The organism is Streptococcus suis, from assembly GCF_002964575.1.
Taxonomy (GTDB): Bacteria; Bacillota; Bacilli; order Lactobacillales; family Streptococcaceae; genus Streptococcus; species Streptococcus suis_R.
In genome coordinates this window covers 17,004-37,278 of sequence record NZ_POQQ01000056.1, presented here as the reverse complement: position 1 = coordinate 37,278, position 20,275 = coordinate 17,004, and the positions used below count along the sequence as shown (strand labels likewise).

The 20,275-nt window shown below is 43.4% G+C and carries 22 protein-coding genes and 1 pseudogene; 22 read left to right on the top strand and 1 reads right to left on the bottom strand.

Features of this window, described 5'->3' with window-relative positions; genetic code table 11:
• The first annotated feature begins 61 nt into the window (after positions 1–61).
• The gene (locus C1E58_RS07685) at positions 62–1,147 is read left to right on the top strand and encodes a hypothetical protein (RefSeq protein ID WP_105209944.1); all 1,086 of its coding nucleotides are present in this window, start codon (positions 62–64) and stop codon (positions 1,145–1,147) included.
• Between the two features lie 46 nt (positions 1,148–1,193).
• Here the strand turns inward: C1E58_RS07685 and C1E58_RS07680 are convergent, their stop codons facing one another.
• Positions 1,194–2,192, bottom strand: a complete 999-nt coding sequence (locus C1E58_RS07680; protein WP_105209943.1) for a LacI family DNA-binding transcriptional regulator — start codon at positions 2,190–2,192, stop codon at positions 1,194–1,196.
• A gap of 132 nt (positions 2,193–2,324) precedes the next feature.
• Here C1E58_RS07680 and C1E58_RS07675 point away from each other — a divergent pair, with 132 nt between their 5' ends.
• From C1E58_RS07675 to C1E58_RS07565, 21 genes and pseudogenes are all read left to right on the top strand, one after another.
• On the top strand, positions 2,325–3,497 hold the full coding sequence (locus tag C1E58_RS07675; protein WP_105209942.1) for a galactokinase: 1,173 nt from the start codon (positions 2,325–2,327) through the stop codon (positions 3,495–3,497).
• A gap of 9 nt (positions 3,498–3,506) precedes the next feature.
• Positions 3,507–4,988, top strand: a complete 1,482-nt coding sequence (gene galT, locus C1E58_RS07670; protein ID WP_105209941.1) for a UDP-glucose--hexose-1-phosphate uridylyltransferase — start codon at positions 3,507–3,509, stop codon at positions 4,986–4,988.
• A gap of 75 nt (positions 4,989–5,063) precedes the next feature.
• Complete coding sequence (locus C1E58_RS07665) at positions 5,064–5,972, top strand: DMT family transporter (RefSeq protein WP_105118582.1); 909 nt, start codon at positions 5,064–5,066, stop codon at positions 5,970–5,972.
• Positions 5,973–6,021: 49 nt separating this feature from the next.
• Positions 6,022–6,651 (top strand): copper homeostasis protein CutC, encoded by a 630-nt coding sequence (locus C1E58_RS07660; RefSeq protein WP_105209940.1) that lies wholly within the window; start codon positions 6,022–6,024, stop codon positions 6,649–6,651.
• 117 nt (positions 6,652–6,768) lie between these two features.
• Complete coding sequence (locus C1E58_RS07655) at positions 6,769–7,446, top strand: SEC10/PgrA surface exclusion domain-containing protein (RefSeq protein WP_105209939.1); 678 nt, start codon at positions 6,769–6,771, stop codon at positions 7,444–7,446.
• 110 nt (positions 7,447–7,556) lie between these two features.
• Positions 7,557–8,084 (top strand): YqeG family HAD IIIA-type phosphatase, encoded by a 528-nt coding sequence (locus C1E58_RS07650; RefSeq protein ID WP_105118579.1) that lies wholly within the window; start codon positions 7,557–7,559, stop codon positions 8,082–8,084.
• Complete coding sequence (yqeH, locus tag C1E58_RS07645; protein ID WP_053867172.1) at positions 8,085–9,191, top strand: ribosome biogenesis GTPase YqeH; 1,107 nt, start codon at positions 8,085–8,087, stop codon at positions 9,189–9,191.
• A 227-nt stretch (positions 9,192–9,418) separates the two neighbouring features.
• On the top strand, positions 9,419–9,730 hold the full coding sequence (gene yhbY, locus C1E58_RS07635; protein WP_004195298.1) for a ribosome assembly RNA-binding protein YhbY: 312 nt from the start codon (positions 9,419–9,421) through the stop codon (positions 9,728–9,730).
• Positions 9,731–9,742: 12 nt separating this feature from the next.
• Complete coding sequence (locus C1E58_RS07630; protein WP_105209938.1) at positions 9,743–10,375, top strand: nicotinate-nucleotide adenylyltransferase; 633 nt, start codon at positions 9,743–9,745, stop codon at positions 10,373–10,375.
• On the top strand, positions 10,372–10,965 hold the full coding sequence (gene yqeK, locus C1E58_RS07625) for a bis(5'-nucleosyl)-tetraphosphatase (symmetrical) YqeK (RefSeq protein WP_105114900.1): 594 nt from the start codon (positions 10,372–10,374) through the stop codon (positions 10,963–10,965). Before C1E58_RS07630 ends, yqeK begins: the two co-directional genes overlap by 4 nt.
• Positions 10,962–11,417: a GNAT family N-acetyltransferase gene (locus C1E58_RS07620; RefSeq protein WP_105114901.1), complete on the top strand. Its 456-nt coding sequence runs from the start codon at positions 10,962–10,964 to the stop codon at positions 11,415–11,417. Before yqeK ends, C1E58_RS07620 begins: the two co-directional genes overlap by 4 nt.
• On the top strand, positions 11,414–11,923 hold the full coding sequence (locus C1E58_RS07615; protein ID WP_105114902.1) for a cysteine hydrolase family protein: 510 nt from the start codon (positions 11,414–11,416) through the stop codon (positions 11,921–11,923). The genes C1E58_RS07620 and C1E58_RS07615 overlap by 4 nt, the downstream gene beginning before the upstream one ends.
• Position 11,924: 1 nt before the next feature.
• A complete protein-coding gene (gene rsfS / locus C1E58_RS07610; protein ID WP_029177784.1) occupies positions 11,925–12,284 on the top strand; it encodes a ribosome silencing factor in 360 nt (119 codons plus the stop codon).
• A 120-nt stretch (positions 12,285–12,404) separates the two neighbouring features.
• On the top strand, positions 12,405–13,151 hold the full coding sequence (locus tag C1E58_RS07605) for a class I SAM-dependent DNA methyltransferase (protein ID WP_105209937.1): 747 nt from the start codon (positions 12,405–12,407) through the stop codon (positions 13,149–13,151).
• Positions 13,148–14,236: a nucleotidyltransferase gene (locus C1E58_RS07600; RefSeq protein ID WP_105209936.1), complete on the top strand. Its 1,089-nt coding sequence runs from the start codon at positions 13,148–13,150 to the stop codon at positions 14,234–14,236. The genes C1E58_RS07605 and C1E58_RS07600 overlap by 4 nt, the downstream gene beginning before the upstream one ends.
• A 1-nt stretch (position 14,237) precedes the next feature.
• The gene (locus C1E58_RS07595; protein ID WP_105209935.1) at positions 14,238–14,936 is read left to right on the top strand and encodes an ion transporter; all 699 of its coding nucleotides are present in this window, start codon (positions 14,238–14,240) and stop codon (positions 14,934–14,936) included.
• Positions 14,937–15,004: 68 nt separating this feature from the next.
• Positions 15,005–15,205: pseudogene (locus C1E58_RS07590) on the top strand (MerR family transcriptional regulator); the annotation flags it as partial.
• 87 nt (positions 15,206–15,292) lie between these two features.
• Entirely contained in the window at positions 15,293–15,838 is a 546-nt protein-coding gene (locus C1E58_RS07580; RefSeq protein ID WP_238142255.1) for a TipAS antibiotic-recognition domain-containing protein, read from the top strand.
• A 59-nt stretch (positions 15,839–15,897) separates the two neighbouring features.
• Positions 15,898–17,226, top strand: a complete 1,329-nt coding sequence (locus C1E58_RS07575; protein ID WP_238142254.1) for a KAP family NTPase — start codon at positions 15,898–15,900, stop codon at positions 17,224–17,226.
• A gap of 15 nt (positions 17,227–17,241) precedes the next feature.
• Positions 17,242–17,652 carry a peptide deformylase gene (locus C1E58_RS07570; protein WP_105209932.1) on the top strand — a complete coding sequence of 137 codons (411 nt, stop codon included), beginning with the start codon at positions 17,242–17,244 and terminating at the stop codon, positions 17,650–17,652.
• A 414-nt stretch (positions 17,653–18,066) separates the two neighbouring features.
• Positions 18,067–20,166, top strand: a complete 2,100-nt coding sequence (locus tag C1E58_RS07565) for an ATP-dependent Clp protease ATP-binding subunit (protein WP_105209931.1) — start codon at positions 18,067–18,069, stop codon at positions 20,164–20,166.
• The last annotated feature ends 109 nt before the right edge of the window (positions 20,167–20,275 follow it).

Genomic DNA, 20,275 nt, shown 5'->3' with positions numbered 1-20,275 from the left:
GAGTTATAAATAATTGAAAGAGCAGTCAAAATATCCGTTTTAATTACAGGAGAGTATAAAAATGAGTGGGGTGCAAAGCGACGATAATTCTCAATTAATAAATAAACTAAAATTAATATTACAAGGTGTATCTTACATCTTTGATAAAAAAATGGAATTGAATAAGATTGAAGATTCTAGAAGAAAAGCAGTGGGCGTTCAGAGAGAATTAGCAAATTTTTTAGGAGATAAAGACGGTACGTTTTCGGAACGACTAATAAAATGGTTTTCATATGCTGCTTTTATTGGTACACTGGCAAATGGCATTATGTTCACATATTTGATTATTTTTGGTGGTGGGGACTTTCTTGAATTTATCTGGTCTTTGGTAGCAAGTGCAATACTTGTTTTCTTACTGCAGAAGAAAATGTATAGGACTAAAGGGATAGGGATAGACTTAGGGATAATTATCTCTCTGTGCATAGTGTTAAATAAACCCTTGTTATTGCTTCAAATAGTCATAATATCTTTACTAAGTTTTAATATGATATCGTTCATTCCAGGTATTGGACTGATATTCTTGATCTGGTATTTAGGGAAACGTTTCTATCCTAAATGGTTGGAAATTATAAACTATCAAATTGACAAAGAAAATTGTAAGCGAATAGAGGCAGCAGGTTTGTCAGTTAAGGAATATCAACGACAAATCTATCATTATAGGGATGTCCAAAAGGAAAAAGAACATATAATAAATGAAATGAATAAAACGGCTGAGGGACTTTATGCCTATGGTAACGGCTGGTTTCCTAAAGATTATTATTTCATCGATGCAGTGGACTTTTTTATCGCTTCTCTAGAAAACTTTAAGGCTAGTAGCATAAAAGAGTTGGTCAACTTATATGATGATACGAAGTATAAGGAATCTCAAATTGCGTATCAACAAGAAATGCTAAGGTTGCAGAAAGAACAAAATCACATTAGTGAGAAAATGGCTGAGTATCTTCGCTACAATAACCATCTTCAAACTATACAAATCTCTAAATTAGAATCCATTCGTATCAATACTGCTGAGGCAGCATCTTACTTAAAAAATTTGAAAGTTAATGTTGTTCACAATCATCATTACCACCACCAACACCAGCATCAACATCACCACCATTATCGTTAAGCAAAAAATCTTCTTACTCAAAGTAGGAAGATTTTCTTATACCTTATTAATAAGAACTCTCCCGTATAACCAGCTGGGTACCTAGTTTAATCTTACGGGGATGGTGGGGGTGCGGACTAGCAATCACACGGTCCAGCAGTTGCATGGCTTCCTGGCCCATTTCTTCAGTGAAGACGCTGATAGAAGATAGGGCAGGATAGACCTGGCGGGTGATGGCTGTATCGTTAAAGGTGATGAGTTGAACTCTTTCTGGCACGGCAATTTGGCGTTCCTGTAGGGCTCGAAGGGCACCGACCGCCAGGGTATCATTGGCCATGAAGAAAGCTGACGGTAGCTTGTCGCCTAGGTCTTCGATAGCCTGGCTCATCAGCTCATAGCCCGACTGGGTGGAGAATTTTCCTTGGTAGATATAGCTTTCTTGGAGAATACCCAAGGTGTTCAGGTAGTCACGAAAGGCAGTCAGGCGGGGGTCTGTTGGCAGTTGGTGGCCGTCTGTGGTTTCTTCCTGTCCAACTAGGAGACCAATGTCTGTCAGACCTTGTGAATGGAAGTGGTTAATAACTGTCTGTACAGAGTGTTCAAAGTCAGTCGTGATGCAGGAAAATCCCTCGGTCAGTGTATCAGAATCCACAAAAATCAGCTTGGGTGATAAGTTGGCTAGCTCTGCTATTTGCCCAGAAGAAAATTTACCAACTGCGATGATGCCATCAACTTCTTGGAGGAGGGGATTGGTCAGGTCGTTGAAGGAGCGGACGATTTGGTAGCCGAGTAAGCTGGCGGTCTGTTCGATGCTGGCACGGATGGAATAATAGTAGAGGTCGGCTAGCTCTTCGCTTTCAGTGTACCATTGGACAATGCCGATGGTGCCTTTTTGTTGAGGTGCTTGTTTTTTGATGTGCTTGGTGTAGCCCAATTCCTGTGCCAAGTTGAAAATGCGGTCGCGGGTTTCTTGGCTGACGGATAGGGTCAGGTCGTTCTTGAGTACGCGGGAAATGGTGGCAGATGATAATTGAGCCTTTTCAGCGATGTCTTTAATGGTAACCATGGTATTCTCCTATCTATTTGTATCTAGTATAGCATAAAAAATAAAATTAGTAAAACTTTAGTAAATTTATTGACTTTTGTTTTTTGGTGTTGTACAATAAAAGAAAACGATTACAAAATCAAGGAGGTTCCTATGAACACAGAACAACTCAAGCAAGCCTTTCTCGATGTGTTTGGTCAAGAGGCGGATGCGACTTTCTTCTCACCAGGTCGGATTAACCTGATTGGTGAGCATACAGACTATAATGGTGGTCATGTCTTTCCAGCAGCCATTACCTTAGGGACTTACGGTGCTGCTCGCAAACGTGATGACCAGCTACTACGTTTCTATTCTGCTAACTTTGAAGAAGTTGGTGTGATTGAGGTAGATTTGAACAACTTAGTCTTCGACAAGGCGGACAACTGGACCAACTATGCCAAGGGTGTTCTTAAATTCTTGCAAGAAGCAGGGCATACCATTGATACAGGGATGGAAGTCTTTGTTTACGGAAATATTCCAAACGGTTCAGGCTTGTCATCATCAGCTTCCTTGGAACTTTTGATTGGCATTATCGCAGAAGAACTGTATGGACTTGAGCTAACTCGACTTGATTTGGTGAAAATTGGTAAACAAACGGAAAATCATTTTATCGGTGTCAATTCTGGAATCATGGACCAGTTTGCGATCGGTATGGGAGCAGACCAGCGTGCCATTTACCTAGATACCAATACACTTGAGTATGAATTGGTGCCGTTGGACTTGGGTGACCATGTGATCGTCATCATGAATACTAATAAACGTCGTGAATTGGCCGATTCTAAGTACAACGAGCGCCGTGCAGAATGTGAAAAAGCTGTAGAAGAATTGAATGCAGTCTTGACTATTCAAACTCTGGGAGAGTTGGATGAGTGGACTTTTGACCAATATAGTTACTTAATCAAAGATGTAAACCGCATCAAGCGTGCCCGCCATGCTGTCTTGGAAAACCAACGGACCTTACAGGCTCGTAAGGCCTTGGAAGAAGGAGATTTGGCAACCTTTGGCCGCTTGGTCAATGCTTCCCATGTTTCTCTGGAGCATGATTATGAAGTGACAGGTTTGGAATTGGATACCTTGGCCCATACCGCATGGGAGCAGGAAGGAGTTCTTGGTGCTCGGATGACAGGAGCTGGTTTCGGCGGCTGTGGTATTGCCATTGTCCACAAGGATAAGGTTGAAGCCTTCACGGAAAATGTCGGCAAGACCTATACTGAAGTGGTTGGCTATGAGCCAAGCTTCTATGTAGCGGAGATTGCTGGAGGCTCTCGCGTTTTATCTCGAAAATAGATTGGAGAAATGATGGCTGGATTGGTGGAGCGTTTTGTTGAGCAGGTTATTGCCAACAGTGATTTTGAAGGAATGGATGCCCTTTACCTGCGCAATCGGGTTTTAGCCTTGGTTGGGGACCAAGTTTTGACTGTCCAAACAGAGCTAACAGACTTGATTGAACTTAAGGAAGAACTATTGGCTCACGGGGTTCGAACTGGTTTTGTGGGTGAATTGCTGGAAGAACAGGACATGGTTGGGGCTTGTTTGATGGATTTAATCACGCCAAGTCCTAGTCAGGTCAATCGTGATTTTTGGCAGACCTATCAGGAAAATCCTGAACAAGCTGTGGCAAATTTTTATGCCTTGAGTAAGCGCAATGACTACATCAAGGTGGCTGCTGTTGCCAAAAATATCTATTATCAAACACCGACAGACTATGGCAACCTAGAAATTACCATCAATCTGTCCAAACCAGAGAAGGATCCAAAGGCTATTGCGGCAGCCCGTTTAGCAGAAGCTTCTAATTACCCTCAGTGCCTGCTTTGTATGGAAAACGAGGGCTATCAAGGTCGGATTAACCATCCAGCACGCGCCAACCACCGCATTATTCGCTTAGATCTTGGCAAGGAAAAGTGGGGCTTCCAGTATTCGCCTTATGCCTACTACAATGAACATGCTATTTTCTTGAACCAAGAGCATGTTCCAATGGTTATCAGTCCCCAAACCTTTGAACAGCTCTTGGACTTGCTGGACATCTTTCCAGATTATTTTGTCGGATCCAACTCAGACCTCCCCATCTCGGGTGGCTCCATCTTGACCCATAATCACTATCAGGGTGGGCGGCACAGTTTTGCCATGGAAAAGGCAGCGATAGAACGCCAACTGGTCTTTGAGGGCTTTGAGTCCGTATCTGCTGGCATTGTCAAGTGGCCCATGTCGGTTATTCGTTTGAGCTCGGCAGATAAGCCAGTGCTATTGAGCCTGGCGGCTAAGATTTTGGAAAAATGGCGGAGCTACTCAGATGATTCCGTTCAGATTAAGTCTGAAACGGATGGAACGCCCCATCATACCATCACTCCGATTGCTCGGAAACGAGGAGATATGTACGAGCTGGATTTGGTTCTCCGCGACAATCAGACTTCAGAAGAGTTTCCGGATGGCATCTATCATCCACATCCAGATGTACAGCACATTAAGAAAGAAAATATCGGCTTGATTGAGGTCATGGGCTTGGCGATTTTGCCTCCACGTTTGAAGGCGGAATTAGCTGAAGTCAAGAAATACTTACTGGGTCAAGCTAGTCAGGTGGCAGCCTATCATCAACCTTGGGCGGATAGGTTAAAAGCGGAACATCCAGATGTGACAGAAGAAAGGGCTGAAGAAATCATTCGAGCATCTGTCGGACAAATTTTCGCCCGTGTCCTAGAGGATGCAGGTGTCTACAAACGCACTTCAGAAGGTCAGGCGGCCTTTATGCGATTCGTAGAGTTTGTGGGCCTCAAAAAATAATGACAGCAAAGAGTGGGACGGTGTCCTACTCTTTTTGGTATAATGGGACTATTGACACGAGATGAAGGAGTTAGGATGACAGAAAAAAGATGGGGAACCTTGATAACCTTAATAGCAGGGATTGCCTGGGGCTTGTCAGGGGTGAGTGGACAGTATTTAATTGGACGAGGCATGTCTGTACAGTTGATTACCTCCATGCGCCTGATGGTTTCAGGTCTTGTTTTGCTCGGTCTGTGTGCTGTGACAGCTAGGAGAAATTTGCTGGCACTCTTGAAAAATGGACGCGCCGTGCTAGCTGTATCTCTTTTTGCCTTGTTTGGCCTAGCCCTCAATCAGCTGGCCTATTTACAAGCCATTGCTTATACAAATGCGGCAACGGCAACAGTTCTTCAATACCTCTGTCCTATCTTAGTGCTAGCCTATACCTGCTTGAAAGATAGGCAAAGACCGACAGGGGTTGAAGTGATTTCGATTGTCTTGGCAATTGTAGGAACCTTTTTTATTGCAACCCATGGACAGTTGACGGAACTAGCGATTACCCCGCTTGGTTTAGCATGGGGACTTTTCTCAGCCCTGACCTATGCTCTCTATATTATCCTACCTGCCCAAGTTATTGACCAGTATGGTAGTTTGTCGGTCATTGGTCTGGGGATGTTGATGGGAGGGCTGATGGTTACTTTTGGTTTACAGACCTGGCAAGAACCCCTTCAATTAGATAGTGGAAGTATGTTTGGCTTAGTGGGGATTGTTGGTGTCGGGACCATCTTTGCCTATACAGTCTTTCTCAAAGGGGTTACCATGGTCGGCCCTGTCAATGCCAGCTTGCTAGCTTCTATTGAACCTGTTGCTTCCATTATTTTTGCAGTGTGGTTGGTTAATGAGGTCTTTACGAGCATGGATTTAGTCGGCATGGTTTGTATTCTACTAGCAGTTCTGCTGATTTCGCTAAAGGATTTTTTGATTACCGAAAAGAGTATTGGTTAATATACTCTTTTTTGGTATACTAAAGTAAAAAATATAAGAGGAAATTGGAATGATAAAAGAATTTTGTTCGGAAAACCATGTAGATCTTGCAAAAGCTATCTCAATGGGTGCCCAACGGATAGAACTTTGTGATAATTTAGCAGTTGGGGGAACGACTCCGAGCTATGGAGTGATTAACTATGTTGTTCGACTAGCTCATGAAAACGATGCGACTGTCATGACCATGATTCGCCCTCGTGGTGGTGATTTTTGCTACGATGAGGCAGAGATTGAGATGATGGTGGAAGATTGTAAGGTTGCCAAAGAACTAGGCTCAGATGGCTTAGTATTTGGTGTTTTAACAGAGGATAATTGGCTGGATCAAGTTGCTTTGGAACGCTTGTTTGCTGTGTCGCAGGGTTGCCAAATTGTTTTTCACATGGCTTTTGATCAAATCCCTCGCCAACGTCAATTTGAGGCTATTGATTGGCTGGCAGCCCATGGAGTGACACGGATTTTGACAAGAGGCAGTTTGACGGGGTCAGCCTTGAATAATGTCGATTGGTTGCAGGAGCTTGTTTCCTATGCCCAAGGTAAGATAGAAATCTTAATTGGTGGTGGCTTGACGGTGGACAATGTGCCTGAATTACTGGAAAAATTACCGGTTGACCAGGTGCATGGGACCCGTTTGTTTTGGTAGCGATGAATTACTTGTATTCATATACATGGTGTAAATATGTAACAAAAGTTGAAAAGGTTTACATTTTTTCCTAATCTTGTTACAATAAGAATATCAAACATACGGGGGAAGAAAAACATGACAATCATTGAAAGAGCTGACAACCTAGAGCGGATCATCTTGCCAGAAGGTTACTATGAAACTCTCGCTCAATATGTTCAAGCTGGGAAAACAGGTTTTGATTCGGAACTGGAAAAACTGGGTGAGCAGGGGCTAGACATCAATGTCTACAAGGGGTCTGAGCAAGATAGGGAAGTTATTCTGGAAGATATTGAGAATTTGCCACAAGAAATCCGTGAAGAGTTAGCTCGCTTTGCTGCGAACTTGCTCAATCCATTGCGGGAACAGTTGGGAACTGTAGCTGTGGAGGTCAGTGATTTAGCCCTGGATTATGCAGACAGTTTGGCTCAATCCTTGAGTAGCTCCCTCCGTTATCACAACTATGATAGTCTTATTGCTATTGCTCAAATCAAGGGTGTCGAGCCAAAAGGCAAGGACTGTCTGGCCTTTTCAGAATATCGAGAGGCTTATACGCTTTATGATGCCAAAAAATTGGTTTACAAGGCTCTAACTTGGCGCCTCTTTGATGATAGTCATGCAGACTATGGCCATGCGACGACGATTTTAGGCATGGATGAGGATGATTCTGGTGTTGAGGAAATTGGATTTGCCTTTTCAAAATACTCGCTGGATATTGATTGGTTGTTGACCCATATGATTTTCATTCCTAAGGATTGGATTTTAGAAAGCAAATAGGTTCGTAGAATAGGCACTCGGTTCCACCGGGTGTTTTCCTTTTGGCTATCTATTCGCCTTTTTCCTAGAAAAATGGTATAATTATCTGATAAAATTCTTTGGAGAAGTCCGTGACGTTAGAAAATTATATGCCAGATTTTGCCTTGGAAAAGGCCTATGATGTGACAGTTGACAGTTTGAAAAAACAGGGTATCAAGGTGGTCTTTGTCGATTTGGACAATACCTTAATTGCTTGGAATAATCCCGATGGTACGCCAGAGATGCGCCAGTGGTTACAGGATTTACAGGCCGCAGGCATTCCCGTTGTGGTGGTTTCCAACAACAAATACGAGCGGGTTAAACGTGCAGTTGCACCTTTTGGGATTGAATTTGAAGCCTTTGCGCTCAAGCCTTTCACCTTTGGGATTAACCGCGCCTTAAAACGCTTTGATGTTCAGCCACATGAGGTGGTTATGATTGGGGATCAGTTGATGACAGACATTCGGGCTGCTAAGCGAGCTGGGCTTAAGTCTGTACTGGTCAAACCCTTGATTCAGACGGACTCTATCAATACGCAGATTAACCGTTGGCGTGAGCGGCGGACCATGAAAAAAATCATCGCCAAATATGGGGCGATAGACTACAAGAGGGAGATGTAAGTGGAAGAATTATTTTGTATCGGCTGTGGTGCCCAGATTCAGACGCAAGACAAGGCTGTCGCTGGATTTACACCTCAATCAGCCCTAGAAAAAGGCCTGGAAACCGGGCAACTCTACTGCCAACGTTGTTTCCGTTTGCGCCATTACAATGAGATTTCAGATGTCAATATCTCAGACGATGATTTCTTGAAACTTCTCCATAGCGTAGGAGAAAGCGATGCCTTGGTGGTCAATGTCATTGATATTTTTGACTTCAATGGTTCGGTCATTCCAGGCTTGCCTCGCTTTATTTCAGGAAATGACGTGCTTTTGGTCGGCAACAAGCAGGATATTTTACCCAAGTCTGTCAAGACAGGCAAGGTCACTCAGTGGTTGACCGAGCGGGCGCATGAAATCGGCATGCGACCAGTTGATGTGGTCTTGACTTCAGCCCAAAACAAGCAGGCCATCAAAGATTTGATTGAGAAGATTGAACAGCACCGCAAGGGACGAGATGTCTACGTGGTCGGCGTGACCAATGTCGGCAAGTCAACCTTGATTAATGCTATTATTCAAGAAATCACAGGGGACAAGGATGTCATTACGACTTCACGTTTCCCTGGAACGACGCTAGATAAGATTGAAATTCCTCTGGATGATGGTTCCTACATCTATGACACGCCAGGAATTATCCATCGTCACCAGATGGCTCATTACTTGACGGCTAAAAACCTCAAGTACATCAGTCCTCGCAAGGAAATCAAGCCAAAGACCTACCAGCTCAATCCAGAACAAACCTTGTTCTTGGCTGGTCTGGGACGATTTGACTTTGTGGCTGGTGAACGCCAAGGCTTTACGGCCTTCTTTGACAATGAATTGCAGCTCCACCGTACCAAACTGCAGGGAGCTAGTGAATTTTACCAGAAACATGCGGGCTCACTTTTAGTGCCGCCAACCAGCAAGGAATTGAAAGAATTTCCTGAATTGGTCCGTCATGAATTTACCATCAACGAGAAGACGGATGTGGTCTTCTCAGGTCTTGGTTGGATTCGGGTCAATGAAAAGGCCAAGATTGCTGCCTGGGCACCTAAGGGTGTGGATGTGGTGATCCGCAAGGCGATTATTTAGATGTGAGTCCTGGTTACATTTGTTAGCCAATATAGTCTTTTAGTTTACTTTTAGTACTAGGCAACGAGCCGCAGGCATAACTCAATGCTTTCTTGTTTCTAGGCATTGACTTGAAACAGTCCCCCAGACTGTTTGAAGTTGGAAATAAGGAAACAAAGTTTCCTCATTCGTCGACGTAATAAAAGATAAACTAAATGACGATAAATATAGAAACATAGGAAAAATAGATGTCATTAACTTCAAAACAACGTGCCTTTTTGAACAGTCAGGCACACAGTCTCAAACCCATCATTCAGATTGGGAAAAATGGTCTCAATGACCAGATTAAAACCAGTGTTCGTCAGGCGTTGGACGCGCGTGAATTGATCAAGGTGACCTTGCTACAAAATACGGATGAAAACATCCACGAAGTAGCTGAAATCTTGGAAGAAGAAATCGGTGTGGATACGGTCCAAAAAATCGGTCGCATCTTGATTTTATTCAAACAATCTAGCAAGAAAGAGAACCGTAAAATTTCCAAACAGGTCAAAGAAATCTAAGAAGGAGAGCCTATGGCTATTGAACTCTTAACACCCTTTACCAAGGTTGAATTAGAGGTTGAAAAGAAAGAAACCAATCGCAAACAAGTGGGGATTCTGGGAGGGAATTTCAATCCTGTCCACAATGCTCATTTGATTGTGGCAGACCAGGTCCGTCAACAGTTGAAGTTGGATGAGGTCTTGCTCATGCCAGAATTCATTCCGCCCCATGTGGATAAAAAAGAAACAATTGATGAATACCATCGCTATTCCATGCTCAAGATGGCTATTGCAGGTATTGAAGGCTTGGGGATTGAAACCATTGAACTGGAACGCCGTGGTGTCAGCTATACCTACGACACCATGAAATTGCTGAAGGAAAAAAATCCTGATACGGATTATTATTTTATCATCGGTGCAGATATGGTAGACTATCTCCCAAAATGGCACAGGATTGATGAATTGGTCCAGATGGTGCAGTTTGTTGGTGTCCAGCGTCCTCGTTACAAGGCAGGGACTTCCTATCCTGTTATCTGGGTAGATGTGCCCTTGATGGACATTTCCTCCAGCATGGTACGAAGCTTTATCAAGCAAGGACGGGTGCCGAATTTTATGGTGCCTCATGAAGTTCTGGACTATATCGAAGAAAAGGGACTCTACCAATGATTGCAGCAGATTTGACATTTGACCGTCAGGCTCTTTTGGAAAAAATCCGTGTAGCCATGAAGCCAGCGCGCTTCCAACATGTCTTGGGTGTGGAGCAGGCGGCGCTTGCCTTGGCAGACCAATACGGCTGTGATCCGAAAAAAGCCAGTCTGGCAGCGCTTTTGCATGATTATGCCAAAGAAGTGGAAGACCAAGTCTTTCTGGATTTGATTGCCAAGTATAATTTGGACAAGGACCTGCTTAACTGGGATAATAACATCTGGCACGGTGTGGTTGGGGCCTATAAAATTGCAGAAGATTTTGGCTTGAAAGATGAGGAGATTTTCCAAGCCATTCAACGACACACCGTTGGTGCTGGGCAGATGACCTTGCTGGACAAGGTGCTCTATGTGGCGGACTACATCGAACCCAATCGGGATTTTCCTGGGGTGGATGAGGCGCGACGGATTGCAAAAGAGTCCTTGGACAAGGCGGTAGCCTATGAAACTGCTCAAACCATTTCTTACTTGGCCAAGAAGGGGATTCCCATTTATCCACAAACTTTGGAAACCTATAATGGATATGTTGCTTTGTTGAAGGAGCAAGAATGATTGCATTAAAACCTGTGGATGAAAGTTCCTATCAAGCTGTCTTGGACTTGACAGTAGCTGAGGCAGATAAGGGCTTCGTGGCTCCCAACGTGCGTTCCTTGGCAGATGCCTGGTTATATAGAAATAACGGCGATGTCTTTCCCTATGCCATCTGGGCAGATGAGCAGGTTGTTGGCTTTGCTTTGATTGACATTGATGAGGACATCCAACAATATATGCTCTGGCGGTTTATGATTGGTCAAGAATTTCAGGGGAAAGGCTATGGACAGGCAGCTTTGGAAGCTGTTATTCAACTGGCTCAGAAGCACCCTGTCTGTAATCATTTGATTGTCTCTTATGTCAAGGGCAACCAAAAGATGGCAAGACTCTTGGAGAAAAATGGTTTTGTCTTAGATCTTGAAGAAGAAAGGGAATTGGTGTTCCGTTTGGAAACGCCTGGGGTCAAGTTTTGAAATCTGCATTGTTAGTCGTTGACATTCAAAACCTCCTAGTGGAGGAAAAACCTTATGCCATTGAAGAGCGATTAGCCCTCTGGCAAGATAGCATCACAAAAGCTCGTCAAGCGGGGATAGAGCTTATCTATGTCCGTCAAAATGACGAGGAATTTGCCACAGGCAGTCATGGTTGGGACATCCATCCAGCAGTGGCTCCTTTGGTTGACGAGAAGATTGTTGACAAGAGGTACAGTTCTGCCTTCAAGGATACGAACTTGCAAGCCTATCTTGAAGAGCAAGGGATTGAGCGATTGATTGTCATGGGGATGTCGACCAATTTCTGTATTGATACAACTATCAAGGTGGCCTTTGAATTGGGCTACACCGTAGCGGTCATCAAAGATGGAACCACTACTCCCTATACAGCAGATCTTCCAGCAAACGACTTGATTGGTCAGTATGAAACTATCTGGTCATGGAATTTTGCCCAGGTGGATACATTAGAAAATATAATTAGAGGATAAGATGAAAGAACTAGATTTAGTAAAAGTTGTGGTCCAGGCTGCTGATGACAAGCGAGCTGAGGACCTTGTTGTAATTGATGTTCAAGGTGTGACCAGCCTGACAGACTACTTTGTGATTGCCAGTTCCATGAACAGTCGTCAGTTGGAGGCTATTGCGGAAAACATCCGTGAAAAGGTAGCGGAAGTTGGGATCAAGGGTAGCCGTGTAGAAGGCGATAGTAACGGTGGCTGGGTCCTTTTGGACCTTGGAGGCGTAGTCGTTCATATCTTCTCAGAAGAAATGCGTGACCTCTACAACCTTGAAAAATTATGGCACGAAGGCAGCTTCCTGGAAGTCGCAGACTTTTTAGAAGAGGAGTAGTGAGAGTTGAGAGAACTCGACTGGCAAAAAGAGTTTGTCAACAACTCAAAACTATGACTTCTTGAACACAGTGTGAGTTAATGAAGCAGTCGATTGGCTGCTTTTTATGAAAGGAAAAATATGGCAACTTATGAAACCTTTGCGGCGGTCTATGATGAAATCATGGATGACAGCTTGTATGATAAATGGACAGATTTTAGCTTGCGGAACTTGCCACAAGACACCAAGACAATTTTGGAATTGGCCTGTGGGACAGGGATTCAGGCTGTACGTTTTGCTCAAAAGGGCTTTGAAGTGACAGGGCTTGACCTGTCCTATGAAATGTTGGAATTGGCCCAGAAAAAAGCAGAAGCTGCTGGTGTCATGATGGAACTGGCCCAAGCAGATATGATGGCTCTGGAAGGTGTTGGAGATTTCGATGCGGTGACCTGTTACTCGGACAGTCTGTGCTATATGGCGGACCAAGAAGCTGTTTTGCGGGTCTTTGAAGGAGTTCACTCAGTTCTCAATCAAGGTGGTACTTTCCTTTTTGACGTTCACTCCATCTATCAAATGGAGGAAGTGTTTGCAGGCTATAGCTACCATGAAAACTACGAGGATTTTGCCTTTGTCTGGGACACCTATGAAGGGGAGCATGAGCATTCCATTGTTCATGAATTGACCTTCTTTGTCAAAGATGAGGACAGTCAAGAGGAGCGATTTATCCGTCGGGATGAAGTTCATGAAGAGCGGACCTATCCGATTGAAACCTATGTGGAATGTTTGAAACAAGCTGGTTTTACATCTGTAGAAGTCTTTGCAGACTTTGAAGATCAAGCTCCGACAGAAACTAGCCAGCGCTGGTTTTTCAAGGCGGTCAAGGCATGATTTCAGGGATTATTGCAGAATACAATCCCTTTCACACGGGACATAAATACCTGTTGGAACAGGCGGAAGGCTTGAAAATCGTGGTTATGTCTGGCAATTTTATGCAACGGGGTGAGCCAGCCATTGTGGATAAGTGGACACGGGCTCAGATGGCTTTGGAACACGGGGCAGATCTTGTTGTCGAGATGCCCTTTTTAGTGTCGGTCCAGTCGGCTGACCATTTTGCAAAGGGAGCCATCAGCATTTTACACAGGCTAGGTGTGGAAAAACTGGTTTTCGGTACGGAAGAAATGCTGGATTACCAGAAAATTGCGGATATCTATGTGGATAAGTCGGAAGAGATGGAAAATTTTGTGAAAAACTTGCCAGACAATCTCTCTTATCCACAGAAGACCCAGGCCATGTGGCAGGAATTTGCAGGTCTGACCTTCACAGGTGATACACCCAATCATATTCTGGGATTGGCTTACGCTAAGGCGGTGGCTGGAACAGGTATTCAGCTCGGTCCTGTTCAGCGGCAGGGGGCTGGTTTTCACTCGGAAGAAGTGGAAACCACCTACGCCTCGGCGACGGCTATCCGAAAGGGTGCTGACCAGTTGGACTTGGTGCGTGATTTTTTACCGTCTGCCAGTCTTTTTGAAGAGGCGACCAAGGTAAGCTGGAGAAATTATTTTCCCCTGCTCCGCTACCAGATTGCGACCCACCCAGATCTCAGTCAGGTCTTTCAGGTCAACGATGAGCTGGCCAGTCGTATCCGCTCTGCCATTGGGAGCGCAGCGACCGTGGAGGAGTTAGTGGATGCCGTTGCGACCAAACGCTACACCAAGGCGCGCGTGCGGCGGGTACTGACCTACATCCTGGTCAATGCGGTGGAAGCTCCCTTACCAGAAGCGGTCCATGTGCTTGGCTTTTCAGATCGAGGTCAGGCTTATCTCAAGACAGTCAAGGAGCGGGTGGACTTGGTGACGCGGATCGGCAAAGAGCCCTGGGACAGCCTGACCCAGCAGGCGGACGCGGTCTATCAGTTGGGTGCTGACGCAATAGCAGAGCAGACCTACGGGCGCGTGCCGGTGAGGGTGGAGTGAGATGAGGGAAAAATTATTTTGTATTCTAGAAAATGATAACGATAGTTTATTGTCACGTTTCTATAACTTAATAATGTTAGTTGCAATAGTGGTTAGTTTGATTCCTTTGATGTCTAAGCATACGAATTCTTTTCATTTGTTAATGGATTATATTTCGACCGCTATTTTTTGCTTGGATTATCTTTTTAGAATGCTAACAGCTGACTTCAAATTGCAAAAAGGAAAACTATCATTTCTGTTCTACCCATTTAGCCTATTAGCAATAGTGGACTTATTGTCCATTTTACCGACTTTTTTATACTTTAATAACAGTCTTCGATTATTGAAAATTGTACGGATGGGGCGTGTACTTCGAGTTTTCAAAGTTATCCGCTATTCAAAAAACATTCAGATTTTGATGAACGTTTTGCAAAATCAAAAAGAGTCATTATTGCTAGTAGCAAGCCTGGCTGTTGGTTATATTTTCTTTACTGCTTTATTGATTTTTTCGGTTGAGCCTGATACTTTTGAAACATTTTTTGATGCAATTTATTGGGCGACAATTTCATTAACTACTGTTGGTTATGGTGACATATTTGCAACAACAATGCTAGGAAAAATCATTACAATGTTGTCTTCAATAATTGGAATTGCGATTGTTGCTCTACCTGCAGGGATTATTACCGCTGGTTATATGAATGAAATTATAAAGAAGGGATAAAAAATTAAATTTTCCCTTGACTCTCACCTTACGTTATCCCTTATACTGGGTATAGAGAGGAGATTTCTATGAACGAAAATTGGACAGTTAAGCAGGTCAGTCAGTTGACAGGATTGACGGTGAGGACCTTGCACCACTATGACCAGATTGGTTTGCTCAAACCAGCATTTGTGGCTGAAAATGGTTATCGCCACTATAATCAGGAGAATTTGGCTCGTCTGCAAGAAATTTTATTGTTTCGTGGGATGGATTTTCCTCTCAGAGACATTCATACTCTTCGAAAATCAAAGTCAGGCGTTGTTGACTTGATTTGATGAACTTCAGTTCTATCTGCATCTGCGTCGCCTAGCCTGATTTTGATTTTCATTGAGTATCAGCAACTTCTGGATGTGACGGAAGTCAATCGTCAGCAGGTCTTGCGGGACCATATCGCCCTTTTAGAGCTCAAAAGGGAACGTCTGGACCGCATCATCAATCACGCCAGATTGCTCACAGAAAAAGGAGGAGAAGTCATGGACTTTCACGCATTTGACAGCAGTCAACTAGATGTCTACAAGATGGAGGCCAAGGAGCGGTGGAGGAATACCGCGGCCTATGCTGAATTTGAAGAGCGATATGATGCCAGTAAGGACTGGGTGTTTGCCCGAGAGATGCAGAGCATTTTTGAAGCTTTTGGAAAAATGCAGAGCTTGGAAGCTAGTCATCCAGATGTACAGGTTCAGGTAGCTACTTTACAGGCCTATATCACAGAAAACTTCTACACCTGCACCAAGGAAATCTTGCAGGGGCTAGGTCTGATGTATGTTGAAGATGAACGATTTTCAGCCAACATTGACCGAGCAGGTGGACCAGGAACAGCAACCTTTGTCAGTCAGGCTATTGCAATTTATTGCCAAGAATAATCGAAAGAAGTCTAGTGAAAACTAGGCTTTTTTTGGTATACTAAAATGAGGAGGAAGTTGTGAAAGAAAAAATTTGTAAGAAGTTAAAAGAACTCGCCAAAAAGCCTGTACGACGAGTAGATTGGAGCGGAGAGAGATGGTTTGTCCGAAGATACAAGCAAGGTTTAGCTTTGGCGTGGATTGTCTATTTTCTTTTGCGAGAAGAGCTGGTGAAGGAAATTCTCAAACCAGTGGGTGATTATCTGATGGATTTTCTCTGGATACAATGGCCTTATGTGAATAGATTGACTATTTTGTTAGTATCCACCTTTCTGCTGATTCTAGCGAAGATTATTTTTAGCATCTTGCGACGGTGTGAGGTTATCCGCTATTTTCCACTGGATAAGAAAAAATACCCTGAATATGACTTCTCTTTCCAAGAGGAATTGCTTTCTTTTTTGAATCGAGAGAAAGAGCGGGGGAGGAATATCTTTTGGTTGGATGGTTCATGGGGGAGTGGGAAGACTCACTTTATTCGGACATTCTTTGAAAATCAATTCTACAAACCGCATGAAATTTACTATATTTCCTGTTTTGGGATTCGAACCAGGGAGCAGGTGGAGAAAGTATTGGTTGATGAGATAGAGCAACATTCGACCTTTGGGAGTTTGGACCATATTCCTGTCATAAGTAGTCTTGTGAAATGGGCTTATAAAATTTTAGGTCTAGACTTGATGAAAAAACATTCTCTCATCATCTTCGATGATTTGGAACGTGTTACTTATAGTGAAAAACAAAAAGATAATCCTGAGGACTATAATGATCTTTTAGGTTTTATAGATCATCTCGCAAATCACCGTAATCAAAAAATACTTGTTTTAATGAATAGGAAAGATATGGAGAATACTTATCAACAGATTGTTGAAGAGAAGTTTAAGCCGATTGTGACAAATATTCCGAATCAGGAAGACATAATAAAAAAGATGACAGAGGAGTATGATAGTGTTATTCAGGAGCTTGTCAGAAACATCTACCTCTTTCAGCATGAGTTTGGAACTGTTAATTTAAGAGGAATAGCTTACTTGGCCAATCTAGCAGCTAATGCACTGCAAGAAAAGGATGATGAATTAGAACCGTTTGTTGAAGAGTTAAATATTCGAATTAGAAAATCTATGAAAGAAATTATACATTTAGTATGTCCGAATGATAGGGGAGACTATATCGAAATTGTTGATTTTATAAAGGAGATGCAAGAATACGATCAATATTCAGATCAGGATAAACTTGAAAAATTTGAAGCACTTCTCAAAGTACTAGAAAAAGTGTTTAACAGTGATTGGGATAGGGAACGTATTTTTATAGACTATGACAGCAATGGTTATAGATTTAATATTTATGAATACGATTAACAAAGGAGACACCCCATGATTCAACCCATTATGAAAGACATTTTCTTCCTGCAACAGAAATCTGAGCCTGCGACTCAGTTAGATGTACAGGTCGGTCAGGATTTGCAGGACACTTTAGCAGCCAATGCTCACGCCTGCGTGGGCATGGCGGCCAACATGATTGGCGTCAAAAAGCGGATTATCATCGTCAACATGGGCTTCACCAACCTGGTCATGTACAATCCCGTCCTCATCCGCAAGGCCAAGCCCTATCAGACAGAGGAGGGCTGCCTGTCGCTGGAAGGTACTCGCCCGACGACACGCTATCAGGAGATTGAAGTGGAGTTTTTTGATGCTTCATGGAAAAGGCAGAGCCTAAGGCTGACAGACTTCCAAGCTCAAATTGTTCAGCATGAACTAGATCATTTGGAAGGGATTATCATCTAGTAGCTACCGAATCTACCGTCAGGTAGATTTTTTTAGTCATTTGAATTAACTTTGATACATCGTCACTTTCGCCATGCCATACTTTAGTATAGCCCGCGCCTCAGTTCCTTGTCTGAAAGCTCTTCATTCGACTATAAAAAGTCAAAAAAGGTCAAACAAAACTATTGACTTTTACTGACCAATGATGTAAAATAAGATTCGTAAGGTAAAGGACCTTACGAATTCTTTGAACAAAAGGTCAGCATAGGTCAAACGAGAAGGGTTTGACTTACTCTTGGGACTATTGGTCAGTAAAAGACAAACTTCTAAGGAGGTTGTTATGAAAGATAGGATTATTCCATACTAGCTATTATATTTTTAAAACAAAGGTCAGTAAAAGTCAAAAACAATTAAAACTTAAACGAGGTAACTACTATGAACAACAATTTCAATAATTTTAACAATATGGACGATATTTTCAATCAACTCATGGGTAACATGGGTGGCTACAGCACAGAGCGTCGCCGTTATTCTATCAATGGGCGTGAAGTGACACCGGAGGAATTTGCAATTTACCGTCAGACTGGTCGCCTGCCACAGACAGAAGAAGTGGCTCAAACTCAGGCTAAAGGTCAGATAAAGTCAGACGGAATTCTGGCAAAACTTGGTCGCAATTTGACACAAGATGCGCGTGAAGGGAAGTTGGATCCAGTCATTGGACGAAATAAGGAAATCCAAGAAACATCTGAAATTTTGGCACGTCGGACTAAAAACAATCCTGTTCTGGTCGGTGATGCGGGTGTCGGTAAAACTGCGGTAGTAGAAGGCTTGGCTCAAGCCATTGTCAATGGTGATGTGCCAGCAGCCATTAAGAACAAGGAAATCATCTCCATCGACATTTCAGGATTGGAAGCTGGGACTCAGTACCGCGGAGCCTTTGAGGAAAATGTGCAGAATCTTGTGGATGAGGTCAAAAAAGCTGGAAATATCATTCTCTTCTTTGATGAAATCCATCAGATTTTGGGAGCTGGTAGCACTGGTGGAGACTCAGGTTCCAAGGGCTTAGCAGATATTCTCAAACCAGCTCTTTCCCGTGGAGAGTTAACTGTTATCGGTGCGACTACGCAGGACGAATACCGCAATACTATTCATAAGAATGCTGCCTTGGCTCGTCGTTTCAACGAAGTCAAGGTCAATGCTCCGTCCGCAGAAGATACCTACCAGATTTTGAAAGGGATCAAGCCGCTTTATGAAGCCCACCACAATATTGAATTGCCAGATGAGGTCTTGAGAGCTGCGGTTGATTATTCCGTCCAATATATTCCACAACGTAGCTTGCCTGATAAGGCTATTGACCTGGTCGATGTGACCTCTGCTCACTTAGCTGCACAACATCCTGTGACAGATATTCAAGCTTTGGAGGCAGAGATTGAACAGGCTAAAGCTTTGCAAAGTCAAGCAGCTGAAAAAGAAGATTACGAAACAGCACTCAATGAAAAAGTCCGCATCGACAAGCTCCAAGAACAAATTGACAACCACACGGAGCAACAGAAAGTGGTAGCGACTGTTAATGATGTAGCTCAGGCGGTTGAGCGAATGACAGGCATCCCAGTCTCACAAATGGGAGCTTCTGACATTGAACGACTCAAGGAATTGAAAAATCGTCTGGCAGCTAACGTTATCGGTCAAGACGATGCGGTGGAAGCAGTATCTCGGGCTATTCGTCGAAATCGTGCAGGTTTTGATGACGGAAACCGTCCAATTGGTTCCTTCCTCTTTGTCGGTCCGACAGGTGTGGGTAAGACAGAGTTGGCAAAACAGTTAGCGCTTGACTTGTTTGGTAACAAGGATGCCATTATTCGTTTGGATATGTCTGAATACAGCGATCGGACAGCCGTTTCCAAATTAATCGGTACTACAGCTGGTTATGTTGGTTATGATGATAATTCCCATACTCTTACCGAACGTGTCCGCCGCAATCCGTACTCCATTGTCCTCTTGGATGAGATTGAAAAAGCAGATCCACAAGTGATTACCCTCCTTTTGCAAGTGCTAGATGATGGTCATTTGACAGACGGACAGGGCAACCAGGTCAACTTCAAAAATACCCTTGTCATCGCGACTTCAAATGCTGGTTTTGGTTATGGAATGCCAGAAGCTGAAGAAAATCAAGACATCATGGACCGCATCGCACCATTCTTCCGTCCGGAGTTCCTTAACCGTTTCAACGCAGTTATCGAATTCAAACACTTGGGTAAAGAAGACCTCAAGGCAATCGTCGATTTGATGTTAGGCCAGGTCAATAAGACCCTAGCTAAAAAAGGTATTCACTTAGAAGTGACTGAGGCAGCCAAAGAGTTCTTGATGGAAGAAGGCTATGATCAGGCTATGGGAGCTCGTCCATTGCGCCGTGTGATTGAAAATCAGATTCGAGACAAGGTAACGGATTACTATCTGGATCACCTAGATGTGACAAACTTGTTGGCTGATGTAGTGGAAAATGAGATTCAAATCAGCGAGCAAACCTTTTCATAAAATAATCGAATAATAATGAAATTCTGGGTTAAAATACTCAGAATTTCTTCTTTTGTTTAACGGTAACAAGAGCAGTAGAATGCGTATTTATGGGAGATTTTGAGCGGTT